The 21,936-nt window shown below is 67.2% G+C and carries 12 protein-coding genes; 7 read left to right on the top strand and 5 right to left on the bottom strand.

Going from position 1 to position 21,936, the window contains the following annotated elements; all coding sequences use genetic code 11:
- Positions 1-239: 239 nt before the first annotated feature.
- From AC07WJ_RS24620 to AC07WJ_RS24605, 4 genes are all read left to right on the top strand, one after another.
- Positions 240-3,086 carry a bifunctional diguanylate cyclase/phosphodiesterase gene (locus AC07WJ_RS24620; protein WP_494937312.1) on the top strand — a complete coding sequence of 949 codons (2,847 nt, stop codon included), beginning with the start codon at positions 240-242 and terminating at the stop codon, positions 3,084-3,086.
- An 89-nt stretch (positions 3,087-3,175) separates the two neighbouring features.
- Positions 3,176-4,168 (top strand): virginiamycin B lyase family protein, encoded by a 993-nt coding sequence (locus AC07WJ_RS24615; protein WP_494937311.1) that lies wholly within the window; start codon positions 3,176-3,178, stop codon positions 4,166-4,168.
- 2 nt (positions 4,169-4,170) lie between these two features.
- A complete protein-coding gene (locus AC07WJ_RS24610; protein WP_494937310.1) occupies positions 4,171-4,548 on the top strand; it encodes a c-type cytochrome in 378 nt (125 codons plus the stop codon).
- Between the two features lie 174 nt (positions 4,549-4,722).
- Positions 4,723-5,799 (top strand): hypothetical protein, encoded by a 1,077-nt coding sequence (locus AC07WJ_RS24605; RefSeq protein WP_494937309.1) that lies wholly within the window; start codon positions 4,723-4,725, stop codon positions 5,797-5,799.
- A gap of 22 nt (positions 5,800-5,821) precedes the next feature.
- On the opposite strand, the gene rocD is transcribed toward AC07WJ_RS24605, so the two are convergent.
- From rocD to AC07WJ_RS24590, 3 genes are read right to left on the bottom strand one after another with little or no spacing between them, the layout of a single operon-like run.
- The gene (gene rocD / locus AC07WJ_RS24600; protein ID WP_494937308.1) at positions 5,822-7,033 is read right to left on the bottom strand and encodes an ornithine--oxo-acid transaminase; all 1,212 of its coding nucleotides are present in this window, start codon (positions 7,031-7,033) and stop codon (positions 5,822-5,824) included.
- 57 nt (positions 7,034-7,090) lie between these two features.
- On the bottom strand, positions 7,091-8,521 hold the full coding sequence (gene chrA, locus AC07WJ_RS24595; RefSeq protein ID WP_494937307.1) for a chromate efflux transporter: 1,431 nt from the start codon (positions 8,519-8,521) through the stop codon (positions 7,091-7,093).
- A 17-nt stretch (positions 8,522-8,538) separates the two neighbouring features.
- Positions 8,539-9,537, bottom strand: a complete 999-nt coding sequence (locus tag AC07WJ_RS24590; protein ID WP_494937306.1) for a chromate resistance protein ChrB domain-containing protein — start codon at positions 9,535-9,537, stop codon at positions 8,539-8,541.
- A 109-nt stretch (positions 9,538-9,646) separates the two neighbouring features.
- On the opposite strand from AC07WJ_RS24590, the gene AC07WJ_RS24585 reads away from it, so the two are divergent.
- Entirely contained in the window at positions 9,647-10,609 is a 963-nt protein-coding gene (locus AC07WJ_RS24585; RefSeq protein ID WP_494937305.1) for a Fe-Mn family superoxide dismutase, read from the top strand.
- A 4-nt stretch (positions 10,610-10,613) separates the two neighbouring features.
- Entirely contained in the window at positions 10,614-11,084 is a 471-nt protein-coding gene (locus AC07WJ_RS24580) for a chromate resistance protein ChrB domain-containing protein (RefSeq protein ID WP_494937304.1), read from the top strand.
- A gap of 12 nt (positions 11,085-11,096) precedes the next feature.
- Here the strand turns inward: AC07WJ_RS24580 and rocF are convergent, their stop codons facing one another.
- Complete coding sequence (gene rocF / locus AC07WJ_RS24575) at positions 11,097-12,038, bottom strand: arginase (RefSeq protein WP_494937303.1); 942 nt, start codon at positions 12,036-12,038, stop codon at positions 11,097-11,099.
- Between the two features lie 317 nt (positions 12,039-12,355).
- Here rocF and AC07WJ_RS24570 point away from each other — a divergent pair, with 317 nt between their 5' ends.
- Entirely contained in the window at positions 12,356-13,666 is a 1,311-nt protein-coding gene (locus AC07WJ_RS24570) for a solute carrier family 23 protein (RefSeq protein ID WP_494937302.1), read from the top strand.
- Between the two features lie 454 nt (positions 13,667-14,120).
- On the opposite strand, the gene AC07WJ_RS24565 is transcribed toward AC07WJ_RS24570, so the two are convergent.
- A complete protein-coding gene (locus AC07WJ_RS24565) occupies positions 14,121-21,932 on the bottom strand; it encodes a hypothetical protein (protein WP_494937301.1) in 7,812 nt (2,603 codons plus the stop codon).
- Positions 21,933-21,936: the final 4 nt, after the last annotated feature.

Below are 21,936 nucleotides of genomic sequence, written 5' to 3'. Positions count from 1 at the left end.
TCAGGAAAGGGAGGGCGCACCCTAGTCAGGACGCGCCTCGTGTCAATGTCGCCGACCACGCACGGCCGCGCCGCAGAAGATATCGGACATCCCATAGAACATTCTGCACCCGCCGCGTGCATTTCGCGAAACGCACCCGTATAGCGCCGGATTCCGTCGGATTGCCAACTAATGACGATTGAAAGACACAGATCCTTAGGGAAACGCCCTTAGGGAAAAAACATTGAATGGGGGCGGCAATGTTTCGCGTGCTGACGTGCCTGGCTTTTGAACACAACTGGTGGCTTGTCGCCCTCGCCGCTATAATATGCTTTATTTCAAGTTATTCTTTCGTTGCTATTGGACGACAAGCGCACGACGCCAGAAACGGACAGCGCTGGGGCTGGATCATGATTGCCGGAGCCGCCGCCGGCTTTGGTATTTGGTCCACTCATTTCGTCGCGATGCTGGCCTATGATGCCGGCGTCGTCGTCGGATACGACATCGAGCTGACGATCCTGTCGCTGGCGGTGGCGATAGCCTTGACCGCGACGGGCCTAGCGGTCGCGCTGACCTGGAAAGCGCGCTGGTCCGGGGCCGTCGGCGGCGCATTGGTCGGCGGCGGCGTCGCCGGCATGCACTATCTCGGCATGTGGGCCATGCAATTGCCCGGGCAGATCACCTGGGCCGGCGACCTGGTGGCCGCATCGATCCTGCTCGGCGCCGGGCTCGCGGCGCTGGCCTTCATGGTCGCGCGCCATCATCGCGGCGCCACCGGCGATCTCGCCGCGACGCTGCTGCTGACGCTGGCCATCTGCTCCCTGCATTTCACCGCCATGGGCGCGGTCACCGTCGTGCCCGACCCGGCACGGGCGATTTCCGGCTCGGCCCTCGATCCTCAGACCATGGCCTATGCCGTCGCGCTCGCGGCGATCGGCATCATCGGCGGCGCGCTGGTGGTGGCCTTGATCGCACGCCACGCCCTGGCCGAGCGCCATGCCAGCGAGCGGCGTTTCAGCCTGCTGGTCAACGGTGTTTCCGACTACGCCATCTACATGCTCGACCGTGGCGGCTGCGTCGCCAATTGGAATGCCGGCGCCGAACGGGCCAAGGGTTATTCGGCGGCGGAGATCGTCGGCCAGCATTTCTCGTGCTTCTACAGCCAGGCCGATCGCGCCGCGGGCGCGCCGGAAAAGGCGCTGGCGACGGCGCTCGCCGAAGGCCGCTACGAGGCCGAAGGCTGGCGCTTCCGCAAGGACGGCACCGGCTTCTGGGCGCATGTGGTGATCGACGCGATCCATGACGACGACGGCGAGTTCGTCGGCTTCGCCAAGATCACCCGCGACTGCACGCGGCAGAAGGCCGATGCCGACCGGATCCGCGAGGTCAGCCGGACGCTCGACCTGGCCCTGTCGCATATGAGCCAGGGGCTCGGCCTGTTCGATCCGGCCGGCCGGCTGGTGTTGGCCAACCGGCGGCTCAACGAGATCTTCGACCTGGCCGCCGACGCGGTGCCGGTCGGCACCTCGTTCCACGATCTGTTCAAGCACATCGCCACGGCTTCCGGCGGCAGCCCGATCGAAGCCGAGCGTATGCATCAGCGCCATCGCGCGCTGATCGCCGCGCGCGACGGCCGCGTGGTGGTCGAGGAGCTCGGCGCCGAGCGCACGATCGCGATCACCCACCGGCCGGTGGCCGACGGCTCCTTCGTCTCCACCTTCGAGGACATTTCCGAGCGGCGGCGGTCGGAACAGAAGATCGCCCATATGGCGCGCCACGACGCGCTGACCGGCCTGCCGAACCGCGCCTATTTCAACGATCACCTGGACCACGAGCTGGAGCGCGCCTCGAAGACCAGTGACAAGATCGCGGTGATCGGGGTCGATCTCAACCGCTTCAAGGAAATCAACGACGTTCACGGCCATGCGGCCGGCGACGAGGTTCTGCAGATCCTGTCGCAGCGCATGGCGGAAACGCTGGGCGACGACGAATTCGTCGCCCGCTTCGGCGGCGACGAATTCGCCGCGGTGAAACGCTTCACCCATCAAGCCGGGCTGGTCGACTTCCTCGAACGGCTGGAGGCCTGCCTGTTCGCCCATGTCAAGCTGGGCGAGATCGACATCGCCCCGGGCGCGAGCATCGGCGTCGCGCTCTATCCCGAGGACGCGACCATCCGCGAGACGCTGGTCAACAATGCCGATCTCGCCATGTATCGCGCCAAGACCGGCCTGAACCAGACGATCTGCTTCTACGAGGCCCGGATGGACGAGGCCGCCCGCACCCGCCGGGCGCTCGCCAAGGACCTCTGGGCCGGCATCGAACGCAAGCAGTTCAGCCTGTTCTACCAGGTGCAGAAATCGGTCGCGACCGGCGAAACCATCGGCTACGAGGTGCTGCTGCGCTGGCAGCATCCCGAGCGCGGCATGGTACCGCCGAGCGAATTCATCCCGATCGCCGAGGAATGCGGCGCCATCGTGCCGCTCGGCGAATGGGTCCTGCGCACGGCCTGCACCGAGGCGGCGCGCTGGCTGCACCCCTACAAGATCGCGGTGAACCTCTCGCCGGTGCAGATCGGCCATGTCGACCTGGTCGCCCTGGTCAGCCAGGTCCTGGACGAGACCGGGCTTTCGCCCGGCCTGCTGGAACTGGAAATCACCGAGACGACGATCATTGCCGACAAGGTCCGGGCGCTGCACATCCTGCGCCAGATCAAGGCCCTGGGCGTGACCATCGCCATCGACGATTTCGGCACCGGCTATTCGTCGCTCGATACGCTGCGCTCGTTCCCCTTCGACAAGATCAAGCTCGACCGCACCTTCATGACCGAACTCGAAACGAGCCCGCAGGCCAAGGCGATCATCCGCGCCATCCTGGCGCTCGGACGAAGCCTGGAAGTGCCCGTACTCGCCGAAGGCGTGGAGACGGCCGACCAGCTGGCGCTGCTGCACCTGGAAGGCTGCGACGAGGCCCAGGGCTATCTGCTCGGGCGGCCGAAACCGCAATCGGACATTGGCGAGCTGGCGCGCCGCGGCCGAGTCATCGCGAGCCCGCGGCTGGCCCCGGAGGCGGCCGAGCACCTGCAGGCCACGGCCGACATTCCGGCCTGATCCGGCCTGGATCCGCGCGACGGGCGATTTACAGCCGCCGCCGATAGCCTATCCTGTCTCCCCGAGCTTATTGCCCGAGGAGACGCCCCATGCATCGCCGGTCGTTCCTGAAGCTTGGCATCGCCGCGCTCGCCGCCCCCCGCCTGGTCACGCGGCCGGCGGCGGCCCATGAAAACGCCTTCACGGTCACCTATTTCGACGTGCCCGCCATCAAGGGCTCGCGCGACGTCACCGATGCCGGCGACGGCCGGGTCTGGGTCTGCGGCCAGCGCAACGGCACGCTCGGCCTGTTCGACCCGCGCGACGGCAGCCTGAAGGTGATCCCCCTCGGCGACGGCGCCGCCCCCCATGGCGTCATCACCGGCAAGGATGGCGCCGCCTGGGTCACCGAGGGCGGGCAGAACGCCATTGCCCGCGTCGACCCGGTCTCGCTGAAGGTCGACCTGTTCCGGCTGCCCGCGGCGCGCGCCAATGCCAATCTCAACACCGCCGTGTTCGACCGCAACGGCGTGCTCTGGTTCACCGGCCAGAACGGCATCTATGGCCGCTTCGAGCCGGCGACCGCCAGGATGGACGTGTTCGACGCGCCCCGCGGCCGGGGCGCCTATGGCATGACCCGCACGCCGTCGGGCGAGATCTGGTATGCCTCGCTCGCCGGCAACCACATTGCCCGCATCGATACCGAGACCGCCCAGGCCAGCATCGTCGAGCCGCCGACCGCCAACCAGGGCGCCCGCCGCGTCTGGTCCGACTCGCAAAACCGCGTCTGGGTCAGCGAATGGAATTCGGGCAATGTCTCGGCCTATGACACGGTGGCCAGGACCTGGCAGACCTGGAAGCTGCCGGGCGAGCGGCCGCGCACCTATTCGGTCTATGTCGACGACAAGGACAAGGTCTGGCTGACCGACTTCTCGGCCAATGCCATCGTCCGCTTCGACCCGATGACCCAGGCCTTCAGCAGCTTTGCCAGCGACCGGCCCGGCGCCAATGTCCGCCAGATGGACGGCCGGCCGGGCGAGGCCTGGGGCGGTGAATCCGGCCAGAACCGGCTGGTGCGGATCCAGGCCCGGGCGCCCGCCTGACCATGATCCGGCTCGGCCTCGGCCTGTTGCTGGCACTCGGCCCGGCCTTGTCAGCGTGGTCCGACGACGGCGCGCGCGGGCGGGCGCTGTTCGAGGCCTGCACCGCCTGCCATAGCCGCACGCCCGGCCAGGCCGGCATGGCCGGGCCCAACCTTGCCAATCTCAGGGGGCGGCCGGTCGGAGCCGATCCCGATTTCGACTATTCGCCCGCGCTCAAGGCCGCGCGCGCCCAGGGCCTCACCTGGGATGCGGCCCGGATCGAGGCGTTTCTGGCGGATCCGGACGAGATGTTTCCTGGCCTCTGGATGAGCCCGCCGGGGGTCAGGCGTGCCGAGGACCGCGCCGCCATCGCCGCCTATCTGATGGGCGCGGAGCCCTAGGCACCGTTGCCTCGGCGCGGCAAGCCCCTCCCCCGATCAGATCGTCATTCCGCTCGCCCCGTCTGTGCCGCCGGGCACAGCGCCTGCGATTGCCGCGGCCTAGGGTCAGCGGTACCATGATCCTGCGGCCTGCATGCCGCCGGCCCTTGTCCATCTCATGCGAGGAGTACGGAATTGGGCAAAGATCCGCATCGCACCGACTACATGCCCTCACCCGAGTTCGCCCGGCGCGCCCTCGAGCAGACCCGCCTCGGCTTCAAACCGGTCGGCCAGACGATCACCATCGTGGCCACCTATGACAGCGGTTTCGACCAGTTCGCCGCCAAGGTCGCCCACGAGCTGCGCCACTATGTGGTCTACCGGAGCGATGGCGGCGTGTTCGCCCGGGGCCTCGTCCGCGCGAGCGGAGATCTCGGCCTCATTCATCGGGACTACCTTGCCGCGAACCTGGCCAACGGCACGCGCGTGACATTGGCGGCCCGGCTCTATCGACGCCAGCACATGAAGCCGGGCGACCGCTGGGTGATGAGCATCCGTTTCGCGAAGGTCGCGATCAGCTTCGACAAGGACGAGGCCGAAGTCGTCCGCGCTTCGCCGGCCATCGTCCAGCAATCGGAAAAGGCCTATGCCGAAAAGGTGCTGCAGCATGCGATCAACGCCGCCTACAACCCCGGCTGGAGCGGCGATCGGCAGAAACGCATCATCGACTGGGTCATCCTGGCCGCGGAACTCGACTACCCGGCCTTTCTCGACCTCTGGTACTACAACCGCGTCGCCGTGTTCGAATATGTCAACTGGAACACCCTGGACAAGCGCCGCGCCGACATGACGCGCGCCACGGGCGGCAAGCTGCCGTTTTCGGGCACCACCGGCAGCATGGGCGGCAACGGCACGTTCTCGGCGCCGCCGGATACGCCATGGCGAGAATATCCGTTCCGCAACGCCATCAAGAAATGCCACGGCCGCACCAATGTCGACGATTGCTACGGGCTGGTCGGCAACGAACTGAAATTCGCCGAGAGCGAGATCTTCAGCTCGATCCAGGAGATAGACAAGCAGATCAAGCGCGTGAGCATGGCGGCCAACCAGGATCCTTGGCAGGGCCCGGTCGGTGCCGCCTCCGACGCGGTCGGCGCTTCGGCGGCGCCGTTCTTCAAGCATGTCCTGCAGCTGCTCAAAGACCCGAAATCGCTCTATTCGACCTACATGAAGTACAATCAGGCATCGACGACCATCTGGGACTCGTATTGAGGCCGGGGTGTCCCGGCATCGGTCAGGTCGCCGTGGTCAGCACGGCGGCGAACTGTTCGAGCGCCCAGTCCGCCTGATCGCGGGTGATGATCAGCGGCGGCGCGATGCGGATCGTGTCGCGATGGGTGTCCTTGGCGAGCACGCCGCGTTGCCTCAGCATGTCGCAGAAGCGATGCGCGCCGCCGGCATCCGGGTTGAGCTCGACCGCCAGCATCAGGCCGCGGCCGCGCACCTCGCGCACGACGTTGGAGCGGATATCGGCGAGCCCCGCCTGGAGATAGGCGCCCTGCACGGCGGCGTTGTCGATCATGCCCTCCTCGACCAGGACCTTGACCGCGGCGCGCGCCACCGCGCAGGCGAGCGGATTGCCGCCGAAGGTCGAGCCGTGCTGGCCGGGCTTCAGGACGCCGAGCACGGCGGAATTGGAGAGCACCGCCGAAACCGGGTAGAAGCCACCGGACAATGCCTTGCCGATCAGTGTGACGTCGGCCTCGATGGCCTCGTGCTGCTCGGCCAGGAGCTTGCCGGTACGGCCGAGCCCGGTCTGGATCTCGTCCAGGATCAGCACGACGTCATTGTTGGTGCAGAGTTCGCGCACCTGGCGGAAATAGCCCGATGGCGGAATGATCACGCCGGCTTCGCCCTGGATCGGCTCGACCAGGAAACCGACCGTGTTCGGATTGATCGCGGCCGCCAATGCTTCGGCATCGCCGAACGGGATGATCCGGAAGCCGGGGGCAAAAGGACCGAAGCCGCCGCGGGCCGTCGGGTCGGTCGAGAAGCCGACAATGCCGATGGTCCGGCCGTGGAAATTGTTGGCGCAGACGATGATCTCGGCGGAGCCCTCCGGCACGCCCTTCACCTCCGAGCCCCATTTGCGCACCGCCTTGATGGCGGTTTCGACCGCCTCGGCGCCGCTGTTCATCGGCAGGATCTTGTGCGAGCCGGTGAGCGCCGCGAGCTCCTCGTAGAACAGAGCCAACTGGTCGTTGCGGAAGGCGCGCGAGGTGAGCGTCAGCTTTTCCGCCTGCTCGACCATGGCCTTCAGGATCTTCGGATGGCAATGGCCCTGGTTGACCGCGGAATAGGCCGACAGGCAGTCGAGATACCTGACGCCGTCGACGTCGAAGACATAGACCCCCTCGCCGCGCGCCAGCACGACGTCCAGCGGCTGGTAATTGTGGGCGCCGAGCCTGGCTTCGGTGGCGATCAGATCGGAGCTGGACGGCCGCATGACGATCTCCCACGGCAGGGCTGATCATCAGTACATGTGGTGCCGCCTCGCCAGGAGCTAGACCGCCCCCGTGACCAGCCCGTAGAGCACGCCGAGCGCCGAGCATGCCGCGAGCACCGGGATCATGCCGACCTTGAAACGAAACACCGCCAGAAGGGCGCCGATGGTCAGGACCAGCGACGGGACGTTGACCGACGTCAGCACGGGCACCTCGACCGCCATGCCCAATCCCCTGATCTCGCGCAATTGCCCGAACAGCACGTGGAGGGCGAACCAGACCGCCAGATTGAGGATCACGCCGACCACCGCCGCGGTGATGGTCGACAGCGCCGCGGACAGGGCCTTGTTGCCACGCAACGTCTCGACAAAGGGCGCCCCCAGGAAGATCCAGAGGAAGCACGGCACGAAGGTGACCCAGGTGGTGAGCAGGCCGCCAAGGGTGCCCGCTACCAGCGGATGCAGCGCCCCCGGCGCCCGGTAGGCACCCATGAAACCGACGAACTGGGTGACCATGATCAGCGGACCGGGCGTCGTCTCGGCCATGCCCAGGCCATCCAGCATCTCGCCGGGCCTCAGCCAGCCATAGTGGTCGACCGCCTGCTGGGCGACATAGGCGAGCACCGCATAGGCGCCGCCGAAGGTGACCACCGCCATCTTGGAGAAGAAGACCGCGATCTCGGCGAAGACATTGCCGGAACCGAGCAGCGCCAGGAGCCCGAGCACCGGCACGAACCACAGGACGAGAAAGGCTCCGGCGATCTTCAGAGACCAGCTGACCGGCGGCCGGGCATGGTCGGGAACGCCTTCGCCGAGCGCGGTATCGGCATCGGCGACCTGCCTGCCGCCGACTTTGCCATGGCCGTTGGCGGCGATGAAGGGAGCCCAGGCCGCCCTGCCGCCGACGAAGCCGATCAGGCCGGCGACCAGGATGACCAGCGGGAACGGCACCTGAAAGAAAAACAACGCGATGAATGCCGCGGCGGCGAGCCCGACCATGACATTGTTCCTCAAGGCCCGCCGGCCGATCCGCAGGACCGCCTCGAGGACCACGGCGAGCACCGCGGCCTTCAGGCCGAAGAACAAGGCCTGAACCAGTCCGGCATTGCCGAAAAGCGCGTAGATCCAGCTGAGCGCCATGATGGCGACGACGCCGGGCAGGACGAACAGGATGCCGGCCACCAGGCCGCCCTTGGTCTTGTGCAGGAGCCAGCCGATATAGATGGCGAGCTGCTGCGCCTCCGGGCCCGGCAGCAAGGTGCAATAGTTGAGCGCGTGCAGGAAGCGGGTCTCGCCGATCCAGCGCTTCTCCTCGACGATGATCCGGTGCATCACCGCGATCTGGCCGGCCGGGCCGCCGAAACTGAGGAGAGCCACCCGCGCCCAGACCCGCACGGCTTCGCCGAAAGCGATACCGTGGCCGGGCAGACCTTCCGCGGCGAGGCCGGATGTCCCGACTGGCTTCGCGGCGACGCCCTCGGCATTGGTCATGGCCTGGTCCTCTTTCGTCAGCCGCGCTTGCCGCGAAAATACTGATGAAGATTGTCGAACACCGCGGTGCCCTGGACGATCCGCTGGCCGTCGTCGGCATGAGCCGCGGCAATGCCGGCGATCAGGCTCGCAATGCCCGACGTCTCGTCATGGCCGAATTTGCTGTCCTTGAGATCAATGTCGTGGACGATCTCGGCGATCGCCTGCAAGGCGGGATCGACGATGCCGGTGCGGCCGAGCAGGACTTCGAAACTGCAGCGGTCACCTTCATGGGTGATCTCGCCCTCGAACATGTCGAAGCGTAGTTCGTCCGGCTTCGGGATATGGCCCTTGCCCGGGACGAAGCGGATGACGGCCTGCGGGTCGATGAAGCGGCGGATCAGCCAGCTGCAGGCGATACGGTCGACATGAATGTCGCGGCGCGTCACCCAGGTCCGGCCCTTCAGTTCCGCGATGGGCTCGGCCGCGCTCGACGGGTGCCCGGTCATGGTCTGGTCCTCCGTGAGCCGGGCCTCGAGCCCGGCCAGCATCGCCTCGACCGCCAGGCGGCCGGTGGCGGCGAAAAAATCGATCGTCACGAGCTCGGTGAGCCGTTTGCGCAGGCGGTTGATCTGCGAGCGCGTCTCCGTGCTCTTCTCGGCCTCCGCCCTGCCCTCGCGCGCCAGCGCGTCGAGCGCCAGGGTGAGGTCGCGTGCGTCCTTGGCGATCTCGCCGTAATCGGCGTCACGCGCAGCATCGAACAGCGCCCGGACCTGGGCATCCGACAGGCCGTCGATCAGCCGCGCCTCGCACAGCATGGCCTCGCCGCCGCCATCGACGATTTCCTTCAGGAGCCATTCGAAATCCTCCTGGGTCTCGGCATTGGCGGGCAGCGCATAGACCGTGCTCTTGACCGCGACGGCGCCGAGGCTTTGCAGCCGGCGCCAGATCTTGACGCGGAAATAGGCCGGTTTGGTCGGCAATTGGTGGATCAGCAGGAGCCAGCGCGGCTCCATCCCTGTCGGCTCTGAGCTCATGTGCACATCGTATCACTCGATTCTATATTTGCAACAGTTGTATCACTATAGATTCAGGCGTAACGTTCTCCGCCTCTCGGGCTTTGTCCCATAGCCAGGCGAGGATGCGATGACGCATCGGATCATGCCCCTGCCCTTCAAGCCGCCACGGCTCGACGGCCTGTCCGAACGGCTGCTGGCGAGCCACTACGAAAACAATTACGGCGGCGCCGTCAGGCGCCTGAACGCCATCGAACGCCGGCTCGGCGAAACCGACTGGGCCGCCGCTCCGGTCTTCGACGTCAACGGCCTGAAGCGCGAGGAACTGGTCGCCGCCAATTCGGCGATCCTGCACGAGATCTATTTCGACGGACTCGGCGGTTCCGGCGACGCGAAGGACGATCTCGCCGCGGCACTCGAACGCGATTTCGGCAGTATCGCCGCCTGGCGCGGCCAGTTCACGGCGGTCGCCAAGGCGCAGGCCGGCGGTTCCGGCTGGACCTTGCTCACCTGGTCGGAACGCCACGGCCGGCTGATGATCCAATGGGCGGCGGACCACACCAACTGCCTGGCCGGCGGCGTGCCGATCCTGGCGTTGGACATGTACGAGCACGCCTATCACATCGATTTCGGCGCCAAGGCCGGGGCTTACGTCGATGCCTTCATGAAAAACATCCATTGGGAGCGCGTCGGCATCCGCCACGGGCGTGTGATCGCGCGCGGGGATGGCTGGTCGCCGCTTCCCGATCCTGCCGGCTGCGGTGTCGCGGCCGAGGACCTCAAGGCCCGTCTGGACCGACGGGACGACATCGTCGTGCTCGATGTCTGCCTCGCGGACGACATGGCCAAGCGCCATGACATGGTGCCGGGCGCGCTGATCCGGGCGCCGGAGGCGATCGCCGGCTGGGCCGACGCGGTGCCGAAGGACAAGCCGGTCATCGTCTATTGCCTCTACGGTTTCCAGGTCAGCGGCGATGCCGTCGCCGAACTGCGCCGGCGCGGTGTCGACGCATACGCCCTCTCCGGCGGCATCGCCGCCTGGCACGCCCTCGGCGCGCCCACCGTCCCGCTGACGTCAGACCAGAGGAGATGAGATCATGAAATGGGTCACACGCGAACGCCCGGTCATCGACCGGATTGCCTGTCCCTGGCTGATCGCCCGGTTCATCGACAGCGAGCCAGAATTCCTGTTCACGCCACCCGATCAGGTGATGCGGGTGGCAGCCGAGACCGGGGCGACGCCTTATGACGTGCCCGGCGTCGCCTATACCCATGTCGGCGAGGGCTGCAGCTTCGATACCTTCGTGTCGAAGCACGGGCTGGAACGCGATCCGGCGATCGTCAGCATTGCCGCGATCGTGCGCGGCGCCGATACCGGCCGGCATGACCTGACGCCGCAATCGGCCGGGCTTTTGGCGATCTCGATGGGCCTCCGGGACGTGACGCCCGACGACCACGAGGTGCTGAAACACGGCTTCGTCATCTATGACGCGCTTTATGCCTGGGCTTCCGGGCGCAAGGCGGAAGCCCATAGCTGGCCGCCGGCGATGACGCCGAGCGCGGCCTGAGCCGGATCCGGCTCACGGCCCGCGATCGATCACGTGCCGGCCGAACAGGCTCGCCACCAGGTCGACCAGCAGCAGCGCGCTCTTGCCGCGCTCGTCGAGAAAGGGATTGAGCTCGACCACGTCGAGCGAGCCGACCAGGCCGCTGTCGTGTAGCAATTCCATCACCAGATGGGCCTCGCGATAAGTGGCGCCGCCCGGCACGGTGGTGCCGACACCGGGCGCCAGCGAGGGATCGAGAAAGTCGACGTCGAGGCTGACATGCAGCACGCCGCCGGCCGCCTTGACCCGGTCGATGATCCTCCGGATCAGCACCGACGCGCCGAATTCGTCGAGCAGGCGCATGTCGACGACATCGATGCCGCGCGCCCTGAGCAGCGCCCGCTCGGCCCGATCGACCGAGCGGATGCCGAAGAGGTGAAGATTTTTCGGGTCGAGCAGCACGCGCGGCGCGTCGCCGAGCAGGCTTTCGAGCCCCGGCTCGCCGCACAGGAAGGCCGCCGACATGCCGTGCATATTGCCCGAGGGCGAGGTCTCCGGCGTGTTGAAATCGGCATGGGCGTCGAGCCAGAGCACGAAAAGCGGCCGGCCCCCGGCCCGCCAGTGGCGCGCCACGCCGCTGACCGAGCCCATGGAGAGCGAGTGGTCGCCGCCCATGACGATCGGCAGCTTGCCGCCCGCCAGCGCGGTCTCGGTTTCCCGGGCGATCGCACGCGACCAGGCGGCGATGCGCTCGAGGTTCTTGGCCCGGCCGGCGCCGAGCTGAACCTCCGGCAGATCGGCCGGCAGGCGGAGATCGCCGCGATCCTCGACGTCGTGGCCGAGTTCGCGCAGCGCGCCCACCAGGCCGGCGGTGCGCAGGCCGGCCGGTCCCATGACCGCACCCGGCTGGCCCGCCCCCTCCTCGACCGGCGCGCCGATCAGGCTGAGCCGTCGCGCACCTTGCTGCGATCCCATGGCATCGGGCTCCCTTGATGATGCCGCGGCGAAATCGGGGCCGGCGCCGCGTGACCGGTCCTGATCATACCAGAATCGGCAACCGCGCCGCTGATCGCAACATGCCGCGCCGGCGTGACCGGACGGTGTCGCAGCCTGCCGAAGCGCCGGCCGTGTGGGTGAAGCGGTACCGGCGACGTCGCTTTTTCCATCCGCGGCCCGCCTTTCCGGTGGATTGCGGCTTTCCCTCCCTGTTTTCCCACCCACCAGCGCGGTTAGCTGCGCGCGGCGGGCGCGCTTCCAGGAAGCCGGCCCGATGCCAAGAGGGGGAGCACATCATGGCGGACGGCTATTTTCCCAAGTGGACCGAGAAGAGCTCCGGCACCATCATGCCGGACGAGCGGCTGCCGGCCGGCCAGACCGTCGTCGTCGGCCTGCAGCACGTGGTGGCCATGTTCGGCTCGACCGTGCTGGCGCCGATCCTGATGGGCTTCGACCCCAATCTGGCGATCCTGTTCTCCGGCATCGCTACGCTGATCTTCTTCGTCATCACCGGCGGCCGGGTGCCGAGCTATCTCGGCTCGTCCTTCGCCTTTATCGGCCCGGTGCTGGCGGCGACCGCTGCGACCGTGGCCGGCGGCCCCAATCCGAATATCGGCCTGGCGCTGGGTGGCATCATCGCCGCCGGCGCGGTCTATACGGTCATCGGCCTGATCGTCATGGGCATCGGCCATGCCTGGGTCGAAAAGGTCATGCCGCCGGTGGTGACCGGCGCGATCGTCGCCGCCATCGGCCTGGTGCTGGCGCCGATCGCCATCAGCAGCGCCTCCGGCGCCGGCCCCGGCAATCCCGACGGTTCGGGCTTTGCCCGTTTCATCGCGCTGGTGACGGTGCTGGCGGTGGGCCTGACGGCCGTGCACGCGCCTGGCCTCTGGCGCCGGCTGCCGATCCTCATCGGCGCGCTGTTCGGCTATCTCGTCTATCTCGTGCTGGCCAACGGCTTCGGCATGGGCGCACCGGTCGATTTCTCCGCGGTCGGCCAGGCCGCCTGGATCGGCATGCCCAAATTCGCCTCGCCCGTGTTCGACGCCCGGGCCATGGTGCTGATCGCGCCGGTGGCGATCATCCTGGTTGCGGAGAATCTCGGCCACCTCAAGGGCATCGCGGCGATGACCGGCCGCAATCTCGACCCCTATATCGGCCGCGCCTTCATCGGCGACGGCATCGCCACCATGCTGTCGGGATCCTCGGGCGGCACCGGCGTGACCACCTATGCCGAAAACATGGGCGTCATGGCGGTGACCCGGATCTTCTCGACCCTGATGTTCGTGGCCGCCGCCCTGATCGCCATCCTGCTCGGCTTCTCGCCGAAATTCGGCGCGCTGATCCTGACCATTCCCGGCCCGGTCCTCGGCGGCCTCGCCATTGTCGTGTTCGGCCTGATCGCCGCCACCGCCGGCCGCATCTGGGTCGAGAACAAGGTCGACTTCTCCAATGGCCGCAACCTGATCACGGTCGCAGTGGCGCTGGTGCTGGGCGCCGGCAATTTCAAGCTGACGCTGGCCGGCTTCACCCTCGACGGCATCGGCACCGCGACCTTCGGCTGCATCATCCTCTACCACCTGCTGCGCGAGCCGAAGGCGGAGTGAGGAAAGGGGGGCGCACATAAACCCTTTCCCACGAAGGCGTCTACCGGATTCACACAACACAGAAATCTGCGTCCTTTCAGTGCGTTAGGCGACGTCTTTCCGAGCTTCGAGGTTCGCGCCGGAACCATTGCTCATACCTCTCCCCGGCGGGGAGAGGTCGATTGCGAGCGTAGCGAGTGGTCGGGAGAGGGGGCGAGGCGCTTGACGAGAGGTCACCACATGAAACGCGGAACGCCTTGTTCTGAAACTACAAATCGCCCTCTCCCGGCCTCATAGCATCGAGCGAACGCGAGATGCGTTCGCACTCGCTATGCGGCCGACCTCTCCCCGCCGGGGAGAGGTAAAGATTGGTGGTTCCGGCGCGAAATCCCGAAGAAAGACGCATTCAGGCCCTCTGAAAGGTGTGTGCATCCGGTAGACGAAGGCGTGGGAGAGGGTCGATACCGTCAGCCGATCACCAGGAATAGCTCAGCGTGCCGCTTGCGCCATAGGAGGTGGAGCTGCGCGAGAACTCGCCGGAAAACTTGGCGCGCGCCGACCAACCATGGGCGAAACGCCAATCGGCCCCGAGCGAGGTGATCAGGACGTCGCGCGGCAAGGCGGTGCCGCTCACGGTGAAGCCGGTGACCGGCAGGCTGTCGAAACGCGCGCCGAGCGCGGTCGTGCCGGCGAATTCATGGCGCCAGCCGAGATGGCCGCGCAGGAGCAGGATGGACTGATCCGTCAACGCCAGGCGCGCATCGAAGCGCAGGCCGAGTTCGGTATTGATGCTGGTGAAGGTGCGTGCGTCGTAGCTCAGCGTGAAGGCGCCCGCGCCCTGCGTGCCGGTTTCGCCATAGCGCGGCATGCGCAGGGCCTGCGCCTGGAATGCCGCGAAAGGCGTGAGGCCGACCGCCGGGCCGAGCGCGAGGCGGGAGCCGGCCTCGACCCGCCCGGCGAAGCTATGGGCGCCGAAATGGCCGTTCAGGTCGCCGGCGACGCCGAGCAGCGGCACGGTGCGGCGGGTCGACAGCGCATAAAAGCCATAGGCCGCGGAGGCCGAGAGATAACCGGCGCCGAGCCGCGTCGAGCCATAGAGCCCCGCCTTGAAGGCCTCGCCCTGGCCGGAGCCGAGGCCGCCGGCGAGGCCATAGTTCAGCAAAGCGCCGGAAATGGCGAAGCCGAGCACGGTGGCGTCGAAGCGATAGTCGGCGCCGGCGGCGACGCCGGCCGTGCGGGCGCTGAGATCGGAGGTGCTGCGCGCGGGATTGCCGGCAAAGGACCCGGCCTGGCCATAGGCCATACCCCAGCTCGTCCAGCGCCGGTCCGCCGGCCCCTCCAGCGGTGTGGCGCCGGCCGGAAGGCTCGCCTGGACGGTCGCCATGCCCGGCCGGGTCGGCAGCCCGTCAAGGGACAGCGCGAGAGCCGGCGCGCCCTGCGCGGCGCCCTCGCCCCGGCTCTGCAGCGACGGGTCGAGCATCAGGTCGAGAAACTGCGCCATGTCCTGCGCGCCAGCCACCGCCGCGCTTGCGCCGATCTCGCCGGACAGCTGCGACAGCCCTCGCGCAAGACCGGCCGGCGACAGGTTGAACAGGCCGAGAAACGGCGCCGGCGCGATGCCGGCGGCGAAAGCGGCATCGATCGCGCCTGCCACTTGGCGCGGATTGCCCGCGCCACCGCCGGCCAGGAAGGGCGAGATGGAATTGGGGGCGAGCTCGAGATAGACGTTATTGGCCTCGTAGACGACCTTGGGCTTGATCGCCAGGCCGAAGCCGGTGGTGAAATCGGCAATCTCGAACGTGCCCGATAGGCCGCCCGCGGCATTGAGAATGAGGTATCGCTTGCTGACCGTGTAGGAACCGGCCTGCGGCAGGAAGGTGACCGTGCCGGCGAGGCTCGCCGCGCCGGTGACGTTGGTCCGGTCAGCGGCGATCGGCGATACCTCGACCTTGTAACCGCCGCCGGGGGCGATGCTCAGATTGCCCGAGATCGTGATGGTTCCGATCGAATTGCCCGGCGACAGCAGCCCGCCTGCATTGATCCGCGTGGCGGCCAGCGTGCCGGTACCGCCCACGATGCCGCCGGCATTGACATCGATGCCGCCGGCCGACACCAGGACGCCGTCCACTGCCACGAGGCCATTCGTCGCGAGCCTGCCGGTCATGCTGTAGCTCGCGCCGGCCGCGACCGAGAGCCTGGCGCCCGCTTCATTGGTGAAGCCGTCATTGCTGGTCACCGTGCCGGCCACGGCGAACAGGCTGGAATTGACGATGACACCGTCGATCGCCCCGCCATTGGCGGTGACCGTACCGCTATTGGTCAGGCCTCCGGCCAGGGTCCCGCTTGAGGTGAGTGTGCCTGTGTTGGCGATGCCCGAGCTGCCGGTCAGCAGCCCGCCCGAGGCGACCGTGAGCGTGCCGGCATTGGTGACGAGCCCGCTCACCGTGTAGTCACCGGCCGCACCGATCGCGAGGGTCGCCCCCGCTTTGTTGGTGAAGGTGGAATTGCTGGTGACCGTGCCGCCGACGGTAAAGGTGCCGGCATTGTTGGCGATGGCGCCGTTGATCGCCCCGCCATTGGCATAGACCATTGCCGTATTGGTCAGCCCGCCGGTCACCTGCCCGCCGGTCTGGGTGAAGCTGCCGCCGGTGACGCTGACGCCGCCGTTGAGCGCACCGGCATTGGTGATCGTGCCGGCCGTGTTGGTGACAAGCCCGGAGACCGTGCCGCCGGCCTTGTTGTCGAAGGTTCCGGCATTGGCGATCGAGCCGGTCCAGGTGCCGGAATTGGTCAAGGTGCCGGTGCCGTTCGTGGCATTGCCGGCCCAGGTGGCGCCGGCCTGGTTGGTGATGGCGCCGGAATTGGCCAGGATGTCGCCGGTCCAGGAACCGGCATTGCCGATGACATGGGCATTGCTGGTCACCTGCCCGGTCCAGCTGCCGGTCGCGGCATTGGTGATGGTGCCGGTATTGCTGTTGACGATGGCCTTGGTGGTCAGGGTGTTGGTGAAGCCGCCGGAATTGTCGAGATCGCCGATCAGCGTGCCGTTATTGACCACCGTGCCGGCATTGCTGAGCGAGCCGATCGTGTAATGGCCGCCGGCATCGATGGTCAGCGTGCCCAAGGCATTGTTGGTGAAGCCATTGGCGCTGGTCACCGTGCCGCCGACGGCGAAGCTCGCGCTGTTGACGATCGCCCCGTTGATTGCCCCGCCATTGGCGTAGACCGTGCCGGAATTGGTCAGGCCGCCGGTCACCGATCCGGCCGTCTGGGTGAAACTGCCGCCGGCAATGCTGACGCCGCCATTGAGCTGACCGGCATTGGTGGTCATGCCGGCCGTGTTGGTGAGCAGGCCGGAGACCGTGCCGCCGGCCTTGTTGTCGAAGGTGGCGGCATTCGACACCACGCCCGTGATCGTGGCGTTGTTGGTGACCGTGCCGGTGCCCGAGACGGTCACTGTTCCGACCACCAGGTTGTTGTTGATCAGCGTGCCGCCGCTGACCGTCGCGCCGCCATTGAGCTCACCGGCATTGCTGGCGGTGCCCGCCGTGTTGGTGAGCAGCCCCGAGACCGTGCCGCCGGCCTTGTTGTCGAAAGTCGCAGCGTTCGACACCGTGCCCGTGATCGTGGCGTTGTTGGTGACCGTGCCGGTGCCCGAGACAGTCACCGCTCCGACCACCAGGTTGTTGTTGATCAGCGTGCCGCCGGAGACCGTGGCACCGCCATTGAGCTGACCGGCATTGGTGGTCGTGCCGGCCGTGTTGGTGAGCAGGCCCGAGACCGTGCCGCCGGCCTTGTTGTCGAAAGTCGCGGCATTCGACACCGCGCCCGTGATCGTGGCGTTGTTGGTGACCGTGCCGGTGCCCGAGATGGTCACTGTTCCGACCACCAGGTTGTTGTTGATCAGCGTGCCGCCGCTGACCGTCGCGCCGCCATTGAGCTGACCGGCATTCGTCATGGTGCCGGCCGTGTTGGTGAGCAGGCCGGACACCGTGCCGCCGGCATTGTTGTTGAAGGTCGCAGCGTTCGACACCACGCCCGTGATCGTCGCGTTGTTGGTGAGCGTGCCGGTACCCGAGATGGTCACCGCTCCGACGATCAGGTTGCTGTTGATCAGCGTGCCGCCGCTGACTGTGGCACCGCCATTGAGCTGACCGGCATTGGTGGTCGTGCCTGCCGTGTTGGTGAGCAGGCCGGACACCGTGCCGCCGGCATTGTTGTTGAAGGTCGCAGCGTTCGACACCGTGCCCGTGATCGTCGCGTTGTTGGTGACCGTGCCGGTGCCCGAGACGGTCACCGCTCCGACCACCAGGTTGTTGTTGATCAGCGTGCCGCCGCTGACAGTGGCGCCGCCATTGAGCTCACCGGCATTCGTCGTGGTGCCCGCCGTGTTGGTGAGCAGGCCGGACACCGTGCCGCCGGCATTGTTGTTGAAGGTGGCAGCGTTCGACACCGTGCCCGTGATCGTCGCAGTGTTGGTGACCGTGCCGGTGCCCGAGACGGTCACCGTTCCGACCACCAGGTTGTCATTGATCAGCGTGCCGCCGCTGACCGTGGCACCGCCATTGAGCTCACCGGCATTGGTCGTGGTGCCCGCCGTGTTGGTGACAAGCCCGGACACCGTGCCGCCGGCCTTGTTGTCGAAGGTTCCGGCATTGGCGATCGTGCCGGTCCAGGTGCCGGAATTGGTCAGCGTGCCGGTGCCGTTCGTGGCATTGCCGGCCCAGCTGGCGCCGGCCTGGTTGGTGACGACGCCGGAATTGGCCAGGATGTCGCCGCTCCAGGAACCGGCATTGGTGATGATGTTGGCATTGCTGGTCACCTGCCCGGTCCAGCTGCCGGTGGCACTGTTGGTGATGGTGCCGGTATTGGTGTTGACGATGGCGTTGGTGGTCAGGTTGTTGGTGAAGCTGCCGGAATTGTCGAGATCGTCGATCAGCGTGCCGTTATTGACCACCGTGCCGGCATTGGTGAGCGAGCCGATCGTGTAATGGCCGCCGGCATCGATGGTCAGCGTGCCCAAGGCATTGTTGGTGAAGCCATTGGCGCTGGTCACCGTGCCGCCGACGGTGAAGCTCGCGCTGTTGACGATCGCCCCGTTGATGGCGCCGCCATTGGCAATGACGGTGCCGGTATTGGTCAGCCCGCCGGCCAGCGTGCCGCTGGTGGTCAATGAACCCGAATTGCTGATGCCGGCGCTGCCGGTGAGCGAGCCGCCGGAAGCAACCGTCATCGAACCGGCATTGGAGATGAGCCCGGTCACCGTGTAATTGCCGGCGCTATTGACCGCCAGCGTCGCCCCGGTGGCATTGGTGAAGGTCGAATTGCTGGTCACCGTGCCGCCGACGGTGAAGGTGCCGCCGGAATTGTTGGCAATGGCGCCGTTGATGGCGCCGCCATTGGCATAAACCGTACCGGTATTGGTCAGCCCGCCGGCGACCGTGCCGCTCGAGATCAGCGAACCCGAATTGCTGATGCCGGCGCTGCCAGTGAGCGAGCCGCCGGAAGCGACCGTCACCGTGCCGGCATTGGAGATGAGCCCGGTCACCGTGTAGTTGCCGGCGCCATTGACCGCGAGCGTCGCACCGGAGGCATTGGTGAAGGTCGAATTGCTGGTCACCGTGCCGCCGACGGTGAAGGTGCCGGCATTGTTGGCGATGGCGCCGTTGATGGCGCCGCCATTGGCGTAAACCGTACCGGTATTGGTCAGGCCGCCGGCCACCGTGCCGCTTGACGTGAACGAACCCGAATTGCTGATGCCGGCGCTGCCGGTGAGCGAGCCGCCGGAAGCGACCGTCACCGTGCCGGCATTGGAGATGAGCCCGGTCACCGTGTAGTTGCCGGCGCTATTGACCGCGAGCGTCGCTCCGGTGGCATTGGTGAAGGTCGCATTGCTGGTCACCGTGCCGCCGACGGTGAAGGTGCCGGCATTGTTGGCGATGGCGCCGTTGATCGCCCCACCATTGGCGATGACGGTACCGGTATTGGTCAGGCCGCCCGATACTGTGCCGCTTGACGTGAGCGAACCGGAATTGCCGATGCCGGCGCTGCCGGTGAGCGAGCCGCCGGAAGCGACCGTCACCGTGCCGGCATTGGTGAGGACCCCGGTCACCGTGTAATTGCCGGCGCTATTGACCGCCAGCGTCGCCCCGGTGGCATTGGTGAAGGTCGAATTGCTGGTCACCGTGCCGCCGACATTAAACGTGCCGCCGGCATTGTTGGCGATGGCGCCGTTGATGGCGCCGCCATTGGCATAAACCGTGCCGGTATTGGTCAACCCACCGGCCACCGTGCCGCTTGACGTGAGCGTGCCGGCATTCCTGATGCCGGCATTGCCGGTCAAAACGCCGCCGGAAGCGACCGTGGTGATGCCGTTATTGGTGATGAGACCGGTCACCGTATAATTGCCGGTCGCGCCAACCGCGAGCGTCGCGCCGGAAGCATTGGTGAAGGTGCTGTCGCTGGTCACCGTGCCGCCGACATTAAACGTGCCGCCGGCATTGTTCGAAATCGCGCCGTTGATGGCGCCGCCATTGGCGTTGACCGTACCCGCATTGGTCAGGCCGCCGGTGACCGTTCCCACCGATTGGTTGAAGCTGCCGCCGGTGATGCTGACGCCGCCGCCGAGCGTGCCGCTATTGGTGGTGGACCCGGCGCTCTGGGACAGCGATCCAGTCGTCGTGCCGCTGTTGAGGAAGGTGCCGCTGTTCGTCACCGTCCCTTGCAGCGTGCCGCGGTTGTCGAGCGTGCCGCCCGTGCTGTTGCTGGCATTGCCGATCCAGGTCTGGCCGGTTTCATTGGTGATCGTTCCGGTATTGCCCAGGATGTTGCCGGTCCAGGTGCCCAGCGAATTGGTGATCGTGCCGCTGTTGGAATTGACCTGGGAGTTCATCGTCCCGGTATTGGTGACGGTGCCGCTATTGGCGATACGCCCGGAAAACGAGCCGGCATTCTGGATCGAGCCGCTATTGGTGGTGATGCCGGTGACCGAGAGTGAGCTCGACGCCTGCGTGGTCACCGTGCCGCCATTGTTGAGCGTGCTGGTCAGTGACAGCGTATTGCCGGTCGTGGTCTGCAGCCCGCCGCCGGCACTGACCGACCAGGCCTGCGAACTGCTGCCGTAAACCGACCAGGTCGCGCTACCGTTGACCGCGACCGAGCTGAACCCGGTGAATTGCGAGCCGATCTGGCTGGCGTTGAACTGCGCGTTGGTGGTTCCTCCGAGCCGGAGCTGGTCATTGCCGTCGCCGGCGACCCGACCCGAGAACGAATAGCCGCTCCTGAGCTCCAGCGCATTGTTGCCGCTGGTAAATGTGATGGCATTGGCCTGCCCGCTCGCCCCCGAGCCGCCATTGATCGCGCCCGACGTGATGATGGTGAGGTTGGAGCCGTAAATACCTTCGCCGCCTTCGCCCCCGGCGCCACCCGAGGCGATGATGGTCGGCGACTGGCCGCTGCCCGCAGCACCTCCCGCCCCGCCATTGCCACCCTGCACGGTGCCCTGGTTGATGAAGGTGAAGCCGGAGCCCTGGACGCCGATGCCGCCGTCGCCGCCATCGCCGCCATTGCCGCCGACGGTCCGGGTCTGCGCACCCGCAGCCGAGTTCGAGCCGTTGCCGCCGGCCCCGCCTGCGCCGCCATTGCCGCCTTGCACGAGACCGGTCGAGGTAATGACGGCGCCGCCGCTGCCGACAACGCCATAGCCGCCGGCGCCGCCACCACCGCCGCCGCCGCCGCCCAAGGCTCCGTAGACGGCGCTGCTCGCGGTGATGTTGCCGCCCCTGCCGCCATTGCCGCCATTGCCGGCCGCGGCGCCGCCGATCGTCGTCGTGCCGCTGGAGATGACCGTGCCATGGGCTCCGCCATTGCCGCCGCCGCCACCGCCGGGCGCGAATTGGAAACTGTCGCCGCCGGCATTGCCGGCCGTGCCCCCGGGAATGACGACATCAGGGGAACCTGGGCTCGGTTGTCCGGCATTGGTGGTGCCGCCCGTGCCGCCAATGCCTCCGCCAGCCCCGCCGCCGCCACCGCCGCCGCTGCCCAAAAAGAGAACCTGGGGGGCGGGATTGTAGACATTGCCGCCATTGCCGGTGCCCCCCGCCAGGCCGAGCGCGCCGCCCGCTCCCCCGGTGGTCATGGCTCCGTCGTAGTAGCTGTCGCTATTACCCGCCGCCCCCGAACCGCCCCGGCCGCCGATGGTCTGCGCCGAGGCCGGCGCCGCGCCGAGAAGCACGGCCGAACCGGCGGCGAGCGCCAGCGGACCGAGCACGCGGCCGGCCTCCGCCATGGGG

Source organism: Phreatobacter sp. GW821-FHT04C01, assembly GCF_059420385.1.
Note: the sequence above shows the minus strand (reverse complement) of the source record. Positions and strands in the feature narration are given on the sequence as shown.